We start from the raw sequence: 11,827 nt of genomic DNA, 5'->3' as shown, positions 1-11,827 counted from the left end.
AACGACTAAGTCGAAGCCAGACCGCCCCTTTGAACGACCGCTTCCCGGTGACCAATCTGGGAATCCGAATGGCGAATATGGGTCGACTGCGGCTAGTCGCAATCCACCCCTGTTTCGCCGATGTTTCAGGATTCGAGCTTGCGCATTTCGAACTCAGCAGCCAGGCTATTAGAGACAGTCAATGCCAGATGTCTCGATGGCATGAGCGTCAGGATGCTGCCCTCAAAGCCGGCTGACGGAACGTGTTTCTGAAAGGAGATTGCGATGGCTGAGCTCGTAACATGCTTGTGGTTCGATCAAGGTAAAGCGCGCGAGGCGGCGGAGTTTTACGCCGCCACCTTTCCCGACAGCCGTGTCGACGCAGGTCATGTATCCCCTATACCGGGCATTGGGCAGGGTCCTGAGCTGACGGTCGAGTTCACCGTGCTCGGCCGGCGCTTCGTAGGGTTGAACGGCGGGCCCAGTTTCAAGGCGAATGAGGCGGTAAGTTTGATGGTCCAGACGGATAGCCAGGAAGAGACCGACCGTTATTGGAACGCCATTACCGGCAGTGGCGGAGAGGAGGCACCTTGCGGCTGGTGCAGGGACCGCTGGGGCTTTTCGTGGCAGATCACGCCGAGGCGGCTGCTCGAGCTCGTCAACGGACCCGATCACGATGCCGCCAGGCGTGCGATGGACGCGATGATGAAAATGAAGAAGATCGATATAACCGCGATAGAGCGCGCAGCGGCTACTGCCGATTAACACGCAGACGCGGCGGTTCGGCCAGTCAATCGATGTTGCTGGCCATGAAGCCTTGACGATTTCAGATTGGCGACAATCCGGCGGTTCACCGCGAAGTCTGGGTGCGATGCATCCATGGTCCGGCGACGCGCAATTGCGCAATGCCAGTTGCGCGCGCCGGACACCGCACCATCAAGGTCAGTGGTTAGCCCACCACTCGGTCGCTTTCTGCTTGTCCCAGGCGGGCAGCACGTCACGTTCGATTGATGCGCTGCTCAGCGCCGGGAAGTCTTTCCTGAACGCCGACACGTCGTCGTCGAACTGGTCCGACACGGTGATGTCCCACGTCCCGCCACTAAAGCCCGTTGCCGCCTGATCGATCAGGGGGATGAGCGGCCCTGCACGGAACTCGCCGTCTTTGCGTTCGACGACCGTGGCGTCGATGTGTCCAAGGTACATGATGGAATTCGGCTTGATTTCGACGACCTCGTGAAGCGGTGTGAAGAACATGCCGTGGAACGGGAATATGCCACTTTGCCCCGTGATTCCGCGCATCACATACTTTCCGGGAGCGAGAGGAAGTCGAATGAAATAGTGGTTACCGGAGTCGCCCGTCGTGGTTGCCTGATCGTCAAACCTGAAATTCAGCCGGTCTTCGCGACTGTCCGCCGCTCCGCGCTCCATGTTCACCACGATGGGGCTCGGCTGATAGCTCGTATGGTACGCATTCTTGAGTGTCACCGTCATCAACGCATACGAGTTCTTCGTCGTATCAACGGAACTCGTTGTCGTCGTCGGTGACATGGTGGAAACGGTCGCGCAGCCGGAAGTCAGCAGCGTGCCTGCGATAGCGAAAATTGCTATGGACTTTCTCATTACAGACCGGATTGGGAGTAGTGGTTAAAGCCTGGGCCAGAATCTGGATTTCCCGGATGAGGGAATCGCCGCCGTCGATAACGCGGCGTGAATGATGTGCCACCCGGCACATGTCATGTAAACGACAGGCGAGAAAAAAACTTGAGTGTGCCGTTGACCTGGGTACCTGGAATTACGGCCGTCAATCCAGTTGACAGCAGCACTCGGTTCAGCCGCAAAGGAGCGCTCGACGGGACTGTCTACATCGTCGAAAATTGAACTTCATTTCACGGACGATATCGTGCCCATGCTGAGAAGAAGAGCATTCGCCACATTTCTATGCACCGCCTTGTTCGCGGGCGGTGCAGCTTCAGAACAGCTACAGAGACCACCAGGACCGGTGATGATGGTCCATTTCGATTACTACCCCAGGGACCGCGCGCGGATTCACATTCTGGAACATCGGCTGGAAAGCGCGATTAAACATGCGGGTGTTGGCGAACTCGGCGAGACCGAGTTTCATATTGACGGCAACGATGGCTATTTGTATATGTATGGCCCCGATCCCGATCGACTGTATGTCGTGGCAAGTCCAATCCTGAAATCGTCCAGACTGATGGCCGGCGCCGAAGTCACGAAGCACTACGGTTCACGCACGGAAAGTTTCGTGATGCACCGGGACGATATGCGATAGCGATATCTACCCCAGCGTGACAGTCGACATTCACGGTATGCAGGAGACCGTGCTATCTGCTGCCTTCATCGTCAGCGCGAATTCTTCAGCGACACCCTCCCCGCAGACTCACCCCTCACCCCATCCGCGAAAAATCCCTTCTGTGATGCCGCGATTGCGCGCGCCGCCTGCGTCCACGCTGGCTGGCGGGACGCAGATCGGCGGTATGCCGCGGCGCCCGTTCGTCATCGTCCGTACAGTACGTCGCGACTTCGTTGTCCGCTGCCGCGCGGGAAGGCTCGGCGGCAAGACACGACCGGAGAAAATCAGATAACAGCTTGTGCATGTTCAATCCCGGAATGGTGAGCCGGATCATCCAGCCGTGGCGACCGGTTCCAGGCGTTGCGCGCCCCGCCGGCGCGATGCGTCGCGCGTGCCGGACGTATCGACGACGCTATGGATCAACGGGTCCATCTCCTTGATGATGTCGGCGAGCACGGTGGTGATCACCGCGAACTCCCTGCCGGACTGCCCTGCCCGGAAACGTCTTCGTAGCGTGTTTGTGTCTGCTGTTTCATGTAGGAAGCGTGAGAAGACCCGGATCAGGAAGCCCGTCGGCGGACCACACACTGGCTTTTCGCCAGCGCAAAAAAAAGCGCCCCGAAACGTGCGCGCGACCGATTGCTCGTTCAGCGCGAATCACGTTTCGGGACGCCGTTGTCCCTGATGACGGCCCGACGACAGGCAGTCAGTACATATTCGATGTATTGGAGTCGCCATTGACCCTGGCGTGGGACACGCAATTTTCATGCCCCAACACGCGCAGCACAGCGTCCGGGCGAGATTCGGGTGAGCGGAATCTGACCGTCGCGACTTTGCGCAATGTCCCGCGCAGGGAGGCTGCGGGCGCCTCTGCCAGGTCGCGCGGCACACGATTGTCGAGTGAAGAAGACACTCGCGGCCCGCTTGCGCGGGAACGCGCCATGCACTGCATTGAAGACTTAACGATTCACGAAATGAACCATATTGGTGCATGACGCACCATCTTCGCCCATAAAGCGCGCGGCCGAAGCGCCACCGTTCACGACATCAAAGCTCGCAAACGATCTTCTTCGCGCGCAACACCGACGATGGGCTCATGCTCAATTCGCTGACGCCCAGGCTCACGAAAAGCGGAATCATCTCCGGCCTCGCGGCCGCCTCGCCGCACACGGCAACAGGGATACCCGCGTTTCTGGCCGCCTCGCACACCATGCCGATCGCGCGCAGCACGGCCGGATGATCCGTGCGATAGAGCGACGCCAGATCCGGATTCATCCGGTCGGCGGCCATCACGTATTGCGTCAGATCGTTCGTGCCGATCGAGAAGAAATCGACTTCCTGCGCGAGCAGATCGGCGGTAAGCGCGGCAGCCGGCGTCTCGACCATGATGCCGAGCTTCGGCTGCCCCCACGCGACGCCTTCGCGCGTCAGTGCTTCGGCGCACGTGGCGATCAGCGCTTTCACGCGACGCACCTCGTCGACGTCGTCGATCATCGGGATCATCACCTGCACGTTGCCGAGCGTCGCAGCCCGTAGCAACGCGCGCAACTGCGGCATGAACACGTCGGGCCGGTCGAGGCACATCCGCACGCCGCGCCAGCCGAGAAACGGATTGTCTTCCCTGGGGAAGACAATGCCGGGCACTGGCTTGTCGCCGCCCACGTCGAGCGTGCGGATCACGACCGGCCGTGGATGAAACGCCTGCGCGAGCTTCGTGTAGATCGCGGCCTGCTCGTCCTCGTCCGGCATCGTGCGACGGTCCATGAACAGCAGTTCAGTGCGAAAGAGGCCAACGCCCATCGCGCCCGCCTCGCGCGCGGCGTCGATCTCGGCAAGCGAGCCGAGGTTCGCCGCAATCTCGACATGGCGACCGTCGCGCGTGACAGGTTCGACGTCGCGATACACGCTCAACGCCGCGTGACGGCTCTTTTCCTGCGCGATGCGCGTCGCGAATCCGGCCTCCACGTCCGGTGACGGATCGAACCACACGCTCCCCTGCGCACCGTCGAGCGCGACGCGTGTCGCGCCCCGCAGCACCGCTTCGTCGACCGGCAGGCCGAGCACCGCCGGAATGCCATGCGAGCGCGCCATGATCGCGAGATGCGACGTCGCACTGCCCTTCGTGCAGACAAGCCCGACGATATTCGCGACCTGGGCGCGCGCGAAATCCGGCGCGCTCAGTTCGGCAGCAAGCACGACGCACGGCCTCGACAGACTGGCAAGGCTCACGTCTTCCATGCCGAGCAGCCGCAATGCCACCTGACGCGTGATGCCGTGGATATCGTCGGCGCGACTGCGCAGGTATTCGTCTTCCATCGCGAGAAACGCCGCCGCGAGTTCCTCGCCCACCTGCAATGTGGCCGCCGCCGCATCCCAGCCCGACGCGATACGCTGCTTCACCGCGCCGGAAAACTCGTCGCTTTGCGCGACGTCGGCGAGCGCTTCGACGATATCTTCGTGACAGCCCATCGTCTTGAACTGCTGGTCGAGCGCAGCAATCGATTCGGCGAACGCAACGCTAAAGCGGTCAAGTTCCGTGGCGACTTCGTGCGGCTCGATGAACTGCCGCGTCGCACGAAGTGCTTCGGGCAGGTACACAAACGCTTCACCGCATGCAAGGCCTTCGCTGGCCGGCACGCCGCGCACATGCTGCACGGCGCCAGGCACGGCAGGTTCAGCCTGCGCAACGTGTGAACCGCTGACCGGCGCCGAAGCCTCTTCCGTATGCACCGGCTTTGCAGGCTGAACGCCCGCCGACGGCTCGGTCAGAAACGCCAGCAGCCGGTTCAGCGCCACGCTTTCATCCGAACCGTCGGCGCGCAGCAGGATCTGGTCATCCTGCTTGATGCCGAGCAGCATCAGCTTCACGGCGCTCTTCGCGTCCGCGCTCGTCGTGCCGCGAAAAATCTGCAGCGAACAGGAAAACTCCTTCGCGAGTTTGGCGAACTGCGTCGCCGGCCGCGCGTGCAGACCTTCGCTTACCTTCACAACGATTTCGGTTTCCAGCATGGCAAGACCTTCCTGTCCAGTCATGTTTCAAAGCGCGTATCTCACAGCCCGTATTTCACAGTCCATGTTTCACACCACGCACGCATCGCGGCGAACTCACCGCGCTCACCGCGATGCGTCACAGATCCGCGATTTCAATCACCGCGCCGCTGCGAATGCTGGCGAGCAGCGCGGCCACATCGACCGGTTGCGCGCAGATTTCACCGGGGCGCTCGGCCGCAGGCGAGCCATTGAAGTTGATCACGACGTGGCCCAGTTCATTCACCTTGTTCCACGCCGTCGGCCCGACCGCCGTCACGAACGCGCTGACATCGCCGATACGCAGTTGCGAGCCGACCTGCGGCGCCTTTTCGTGCGCCGCTTCGACCCGATGCAGCACCGACACCTCAGCGAGTTCCGGCGGCGCGCCGTGTGCATACAGAATCAGCACGCCGCCTTCGAGCAGATCGCCCACTTCCGGACCCACCTCTGAAATCACAGTCTTGTAGTAATGCATGGTCATTCTCTTTCGTTCCCGGACAGCAGTTAGAGTGCAAAGCTCGCGGCCCACGCGATCAGAACCGATATCGGCCCCATGATCTGCCGGCTGATCAGCACAGCCGGCACGCCGATACGGATTGTCTCCGGTTTCGCTTCGCCAAGCGCCATCCCGACCGGCACGAAGTCGCAACCGACCTGCGTGTCGTACGCGAAGAGCGCGGGCAGCGCCATCTGCGGCGGAATCGTACCGTTGCCGATCGCGGGCCCGATGATCGCCGCGCCGATCACCTGCGCGATGACCGCGCCCGGGCCGAGCACCGGCGACAGGAACGGCAGCCCGCAGATCGCCGACAGCACGATCAGGCCGATGATGTTGCCGGCGAGCGGCGACAGCAGATGCGCGAGGCCCGTGCCGATCCCCGTCGAATTGATCACGCCGATCAGCATCGTGACGAACGCCATGAACGGCAGCACGTTGCGGATCACGGTGTCGATCGCCTTGCGGCCGCTGTTGAACAGCACGTTGACGACGCCGCCCATGCCGCGCCCGATCGACGTAATCAGGCCGACGACGCCGCGTGAGTGCTGCGCCGCTTCCTCCAGGACCACGGCCGCGCCGGCCGGCGCCCCGAACGGGGACGTCGCATGCGAGGGGCCGGTCGACGAAGCGGCGGAATCGCCGTCATCGACACTCGTCAGATGCTCAGGTGTCACGCCCGACACGTAGGTGTCTTCGGTGATGAACTGCGCGAGCGGGCCGGATTGCCCGACCGAAGTCAGATTGATCGTCGGAATTTTCTTGCGCGGGTACACGCCGCAGCGGGCGGTGCCGCCGCAATCGATCACGACCGCGGCCATTTCCGATTCGGGCGGCGGCGTGCGAAAGCCGTCGACGAGCACGCCGCCCGTCATCTCGGCCAGCACCTTCGCCAGTTCGGGAATGTTGCCGCCGGTGACGGCGACGATCTTGTTGCGCTCCGGCGTCGGCCGGATCAGGAGCGGGCCGCCCCAGCCGTTCGGCCCGCGTTCGACCCGGACGGTTTTATATACGCGTGTGTCCATTTCAGATGCCCCTCTGTCTCGATGTTGTGATGTCCGGTTGCCCGTAACGGCAATGCCTCACAGCTTGATGTTTTCCCGATGCGCCAGCATGCGGGTCAGCGCCTCGGTGAGAATCCCCTTCAGCAGATTCACGAACAGACCGACGATCAGATAGAACAACGCGAGCTTGGGAATCGAAAACGGCGCGGCATGGCTTTCCGCGAGTTTCGCGATGCCGGCGGCCACGCCGAGCCAGACAAAGAGTTCACCCGGATTGCAGTGCGGGAAAAGCCCGGTGATCGGATGACACAGCGAAACGGCCGAGTCGTAGAACGCGGGCTTGTGCTTTTCTTCCAGAAACACGCCGAAGGTGTACGCCATCGGATTGGTGAGGAAGAACATCGCGAGCAGCGGCAGCAGCGTGTAGCGCGTAATGGCGTTCTTCGAGAAGAAGCGCGCGAGCCCCTGGATCCGGTGTTCGCCGACGAGCGCGATGATCGTGTACACCGCGGTCAGCAGCACGATCAGCGTGGGCAGGATGCCCGTGACGAAACCCACAAACGTTTTACCGCCGGCGTTGAAGATGCCGATAAATCCTTCAGCGAGATGCGTAAGCCAATCGAGCATGAACATGGCGAATCTCCCAGATAAACCGAAACGATCGCGAAAAACTCCACACGGCGGTCACCACGCGGAGCCGGACAGAATGCAAAAGCGATAGAGCGGAAAGACAGGAAGTCGTGAGGCCTGACCGCCCGGATCAGGCCGGCGCTTCGGCGGCCTGCGGCGCTTCCCCGGGAGGCGCTTCGGCCGCGCGGTGCGCGCGTTCGAGTGCATCGATGGCGGCCTTCACGATGCTGCCGCGCAGCTTCGCGCGATGCAGGCGCTCGACGAACGCTTCCATCGAAAGCTCTTCGAAGCCGGGGTGAGGTTGAAAGCGCGTGAAGACCGTGAAGCCGGACATGCTGAGGAACTGGCAGACCCGCATATCGGCCGAGAGCACGACGATGGCAACCGCGCCACGTCCAAGCCTGACCTTGCAGGAGCCTACGCCAAGAAAGCCGCTATGCCAGCGACGCGCCGCATCCTGCACGGCCTCGCGATAGCGGCGCATCTGATACAGCGAACCCACCAGCTGCAACGCCCAGAATACGGCCAGGGCGAGCAGGGCACCGCGCACATAGTCCATCGTCGTCTCCTGATTCTTGACTGGAGCCTTCGCGCGCCCGACTGCTGCGGCACCGTTCCACGGCGGGCTCTCTACATCCACTTTCGGTGAACATCTTGTACTTTCGATAATACAATTGTTCATTTTCGTTTGCATTGGGGAAAACGCGGGTGATGCGCCCTCTTCCCTTTGCCATTCATCCATCCCGAAGCCGGCGTGCAAGGCACGGGTCGCGGGCACAACGAATTAAAGCAGCGTCATCCTACCGCGCCACGACGCATGACGCTCTCTCCCAATGCAGTCGCGACGTTTTCGGCAACGATTCTCGCGACCTCGTCCTGTGCCTCGACCTGCGGCAGATGGCCGGTGCCGGCAAAACGATGCACGGCGATCCGGCCGGGCAGGCCTTCGGCATGTCGCGCCGGCAGGATGCGATCCTGCAATCCCCACACGACGCGCACCGGTACGCCTGCACTCACCTGCTCCAGCGCGCCGCGTAGATCGAGGCTTTGCGTGCCGTCGGGGAAAAACACGTCGGCGAGGATCGCGAGGCGTTCGCGCACTTCCGCGCTTTCGAGCTGCTGCCGCGCGGTAGCGACGAACGCGTCGTCCATCCGCGAAGGGTCCGCGAAAAGCTGCTTGAGCCATGCAGCGAGACTCGCGCGCTGCGTCGACTGCGTCACGCCGCGAATGAACGCGCCGTTGCATTCCGGCCCGAGCCCCGCGGGTGCGATCAGCGTCAGCGATCTGACACGCACGTGCGCCTGCGATGCAGCGACGGCCAGCGCGATCGCGCCGCCAAACGAATGACCGACGAGGTGACATGCGCCGACACCCCCGGCAAGCAGCGTCTCCTCGACGGCCGACACGATCGCGGCGATCGAACCGGCCGCTTCGCCGGACGATTTGCCGTGCGCGGGCAGATCGACGGCCAGCATCCCAAGGCCCGGATCGGCGATGACGCCGAGACTCCGGCTAAACGGACGCCAGCTGTTCAATTCGGCGGCGAAGCCGTGCAGCAGCACGAGCGGCACGCCGCTTGCGTCCTTGCGCAGCCACAGCGTGTGAAGCGCACGCGCAGCTTGCGTCGCCGGGGTGCTGCCGGGCGTGGGTGGTTTGTCGGCGGGGGCACGCAACACATCCTGTGCGCCGATTCTCCCGTTAGGACCCGTGCCCGCGATGGCAACCAGCTGCAAGCCCCGTTCGCGCGCAACCCGTCGAGCCGCTGGCGTCGCGCGCAGGGTGTCGTCGGGGCGGGCGGGCGTCTGCGCGTCCGAAGACCCGGATGCCACTGCGGGCGTGTCTGCGGGCGAGGCTTCTTCCTGCGCCGACGATGAAACATCCGCCGCCCCGCCGTGCTCCTGAAGCGCTTCCCCGCTCGCGTAGATCCACGCGACCGCCGTGCCGACCGGCACCGTCTTGCCGACCGGCGCACTGATCTGGCGGATCACGCCGCTCGCGGGCGCGTCGATTTCCATCGTCGCCTTGCTGGTCTCGATCTCGAAGATCAGCGTGCCTTCGCGCACCTCGTCGCCCTCGCTCACATGCCACGCCGCGATCATCCCTTCGGTCATGTCCATGTCGACACGCGGCAGGATCACTTCTGTCGGCATGTCAGGTCCTCCGGCCAGTCGCGCGCCGCGCCGCCGCGACGATGTCGTCGACCTGCGGCACCGCTGCCTTTTCCAGCTCGGGGTTGTACGGCAGCGGACAATCCGCGCCGCCAAGCCGGATCACCGGCGCATCGAGATAGTCGAACGCCTCGCTCTCGCACGCAATCGAAGCGATCTCGGCGCCGATGCCCAGTTGCTGCACGCCTTCGTACACGCAGATGAGCCGCGACGTCTTGCGGATACTCGTGATGATCGCGTCGCGATCGATCGGCCGCACGCTGCGCAGGTCGATCACTTCCGCGTCGATGCCTTCCTGTTCGAGCACCGCCGCGGCTTCGAGCGAGCGGATCGCCATCATCGATGTCGCGACGATCGTCACGTCGCGGCCCGCGCGCCGGATCGCGGCCTTGCCGATCGGCTCGGTGTACCAGCCTTCAGGAACGGGCCCTTTGCTTTTGTAGAGCAGCTTGTGCTCGAAGATCATCACCGGGTCCGGATCTTCCAGTGCGGCCAGCAGCAGGCCCTTGGCGTCGTGCGGCGTGCTCGGCTGGATCACCTTCAAACCCGGCACGTGGGCGAACCACGCTTCGAGACTCTGGCTGTGCTGCGCCGCCGCGCCCGTTCCCGAGCCCGCCGGAAAGCGCATGACGAGCGGCACCGACACTTCGCCGCCGAGCATGAAGCGCATCTTCGCGGCCTGATTGACGATCTGCTCCATCGCGAGCGTCGCGAAATCGGAGAACTGGAATTCGTAGATCGGGCGCGATCCGGTCATCGCCGCACCGACCGCGATGCCCGCGCCGCCGAGTTCCGAGATCGGCGTATCCATCACGCGGTCGGCGCCGAAGCGCTGGTACAGGTCGCCCGTGACCTGAAACGCGCCGCCATACACGCCGATGTCCTCGCCCATCAGGAATACGCGCTCGTCGCGCTCCATCGCGATCGCCATGCCTTCCTGGATCGCCTGCGCATACGTGAGTTCACGTACTTCTTCACGCACTTCGGTGCTCATGGCTGGCTCCCGGCAGCGGCCGTGCTGGTTTGCGGGCCCGCTTCGGAATAGACGTAGCGGGTCAGTTCGGAAAGCTTCGGCGAAGGGCTCGCCTGCGCGAATTCGAGTCCTTCCTGGATCTGCGCTTCGACTTCGTCGTAGAGCGCGGCGAGCGTCGCTTCGTCCGACATGCCGTGTTGCAGTAGCGTCTGCTGGAAGCGCGCGATCGGATCGCGCTCGCTCCACGCGTCGATTTCCTCGCGCGTGCGGTAGCGGTTGCGATCGCTTTTCGAGTGACCGCGCAGCCGGTACGTTTCGCATTCGAGCAGCGTCGGGCCTTCGCCCCGGCGCGCGCGCGCCACTGCCTGCTCGCTCGCTTCGAGGACGTCGACGAAACTGTTGCCGTCGACCGTGACGCCCGGAATGTCATAGGCGAGCGCGCGTTGCGCGATGTGCGGCACGGCCGTCGAGCGTTCGACCGACATCGACATGCCGTACCTGTTGTTCTCGCAGACGAAGATCACTGGCAGCTTCCAGATCGCCGCGAAGTTCAGCGATTCGTGGAACGCGCCTTCGTTGTTCGCGCCGTCGCCGAAAAAGCACATCACGACGGAATCCTTGTGCTGCCTTTTAACCGACAGCGCCGCGCCGACCGCGATCGGCATGCCGCCGCCCACGATGCCGTTCGCGCCGAGGTTGCCGCGCGTCACGTCGGCGATGTGCATCGAGCCGCCGCGGCCGCGGCAGTAGCCGGTTTCCTTGCCGAAGAACTCGGCGAACATCCGCTTCGGATCGGCGCCCTTGCCGATGCAGTGCCCGTGGCCGCGATGCGTCGAGGTGATGTAGTCCGCGTCGGTGAGCGGCAACGTCGCACCGATCGCGCTGGCTTCCTGGCCGATCGACAGATGCATCGTGCCGTGGATCAGTCCGCGCATATATGCCTGCTCGGCGCTTTCCTCGAAGCGGCGCACGAGGATCATCTTGCGCAACGCCGCGCGCAGCACTTCGGGTGCGTGATGGCGCAACACCGACGGCATCGCGGCGGACGGGCGCGACGGCGACTCTACGACCTCATTCATGTCTTTTCTCCTGTCGACCGGAGTTCGCGCTTTAGCGCGTTACTCCGGTCCCATGCAAGTCGCTTGCGGTCGACCGGAGTTCGCGCTTTAGCGCGTTACTCCGGTCCCATGCAAGTCGCTTGCGGTCGACCGGAGTTCGCGCTTTAGCTGTCG

14 protein-coding genes are annotated in these 11,827 nt (G+C 63.3%); 3 read left to right on the top strand and 11 right to left on the bottom strand.

What is annotated here, in order from left to right; all coding sequences use genetic code 11:
- Window positions 1–236, top strand: a 236-nt coding sequence (locus LPA37_RS27370) for a hypothetical protein (protein ID WP_229014224.1), incomplete at its 5' end; no start/stop codon positions are given.
- Between the two features lie 28 nt (window positions 237–264).
- On the top strand, window positions 265–744 hold the full coding sequence (locus LPA37_RS27365; RefSeq protein WP_229014223.1) for a VOC family protein: 480 nt from the start codon (window positions 265–267) through the stop codon (window positions 742–744).
- A 177-nt stretch (window positions 745–921) separates the two neighbouring features.
- On the opposite strand, the gene LPA37_RS27360 is transcribed toward LPA37_RS27365, so the two are convergent.
- Complete coding sequence (locus tag LPA37_RS27360) at window positions 922–1,527, bottom strand: hypothetical protein (RefSeq protein ID WP_228977075.1); 606 nt, start codon at window positions 1,525–1,527, stop codon at window positions 922–924.
- A complete protein-coding gene (locus tag LPA37_RS27355; RefSeq protein ID WP_229014222.1) occupies window positions 1,496–1,702 on the bottom strand; it encodes a hypothetical protein in 207 nt (68 codons plus the stop codon). Before LPA37_RS27355 ends, LPA37_RS27360 begins: the two co-directional genes overlap by 32 nt.
- A gap of 87 nt (window positions 1,703–1,789) precedes the next feature.
- Here LPA37_RS27355 and LPA37_RS27350 point away from each other — a divergent pair, with 87 nt between their 5' ends.
- Window positions 1,790–2,272 carry a hypothetical protein gene (locus tag LPA37_RS27350; RefSeq protein WP_228977071.1) on the top strand — a complete coding sequence of 161 codons (483 nt, stop codon included), beginning with the start codon at window positions 1,790–1,792 and terminating at the stop codon, window positions 2,270–2,272.
- Window positions 2,273–2,623: 351 nt separating this feature from the next.
- On the opposite strand, the gene LPA37_RS27345 is transcribed toward LPA37_RS27350, so the two are convergent.
- The 9 genes from LPA37_RS27345 to LPA37_RS27305 form a co-directional block, all read right to left on the bottom strand.
- Window positions 2,624–2,761, bottom strand: coding sequence for a hypothetical protein (locus tag LPA37_RS27345; protein ID WP_228977175.1), 138 nt, complete (start codon window positions 2,759–2,761; stop codon window positions 2,624–2,626).
- 579 nt (window positions 2,762–3,340) lie between these two features.
- On the bottom strand, window positions 3,341–5,302 hold the full coding sequence (gene ptsP / locus LPA37_RS27340; RefSeq protein ID WP_229014221.1) for a phosphoenolpyruvate--protein phosphotransferase: 1,962 nt from the start codon (window positions 5,300–5,302) through the stop codon (window positions 3,341–3,343).
- Between the two features lie 118 nt (window positions 5,303–5,420).
- Window positions 5,421–5,804 carry a PTS glucitol/sorbitol transporter subunit IIA gene (locus tag LPA37_RS27335; protein WP_228977067.1) on the bottom strand — a complete coding sequence of 128 codons (384 nt, stop codon included), beginning with the start codon at window positions 5,802–5,804 and terminating at the stop codon, window positions 5,421–5,423.
- A 23-nt stretch (window positions 5,805–5,827) separates the two neighbouring features.
- Entirely contained in the window at window positions 5,828–6,844 is a 1,017-nt protein-coding gene (gene srlE / locus LPA37_RS27330) for a PTS glucitol/sorbitol transporter subunit IIB (RefSeq protein WP_229014220.1), read from the bottom strand.
- 57 nt (window positions 6,845–6,901) lie between these two features.
- Window positions 6,902–7,456 (bottom strand): PTS glucitol/sorbitol transporter subunit IIC, encoded by a 555-nt coding sequence (gene srlA / locus LPA37_RS27325; RefSeq protein WP_228977064.1) that lies wholly within the window; start codon window positions 7,454–7,456, stop codon window positions 6,902–6,904.
- Window positions 7,457–7,583: 127 nt separating this feature from the next.
- Window positions 7,584–8,012 carry a transcriptional regulator GutM gene (locus LPA37_RS27320; RefSeq protein ID WP_228977061.1) on the bottom strand — a complete coding sequence of 143 codons (429 nt, stop codon included), beginning with the start codon at window positions 8,010–8,012 and terminating at the stop codon, window positions 7,584–7,586.
- A gap of 236 nt (window positions 8,013–8,248) precedes the next feature.
- Window positions 8,249–9,604 (bottom strand): acetoin dehydrogenase dihydrolipoyllysine-residue acetyltransferase subunit, encoded by a 1,356-nt coding sequence (locus tag LPA37_RS27315; protein WP_229014219.1) that lies wholly within the window; start codon window positions 9,602–9,604, stop codon window positions 8,249–8,251.
- 1 nt (window position 9,605) lies between these two features.
- On the bottom strand, window positions 9,606–10,616 hold the full coding sequence (locus LPA37_RS27310; protein WP_267478218.1) for an alpha-ketoacid dehydrogenase subunit beta: 1,011 nt from the start codon (window positions 10,614–10,616) through the stop codon (window positions 9,606–9,608).
- Entirely contained in the window at window positions 10,613–11,674 is a 1,062-nt protein-coding gene (locus tag LPA37_RS27305) for a thiamine pyrophosphate-dependent dehydrogenase E1 component subunit alpha (RefSeq protein ID WP_228977057.1), read from the bottom strand. Before LPA37_RS27305 ends, LPA37_RS27310 begins: the two co-directional genes overlap by 4 nt.
- Window positions 11,675–11,827: the final 153 nt, after the last annotated feature.

This window comes from Paraburkholderia gardini (genome assembly GCF_907164545.1).
GTDB classification, from domain to species: Bacteria; Pseudomonadota; Gammaproteobacteria; order Burkholderiales; family Burkholderiaceae; genus Paraburkholderia; species Paraburkholderia gardini.
The sequence above is the reverse complement of the archived record's forward strand: the minus strand, read 5'-3'. Positions and strand labels throughout refer to the sequence as shown.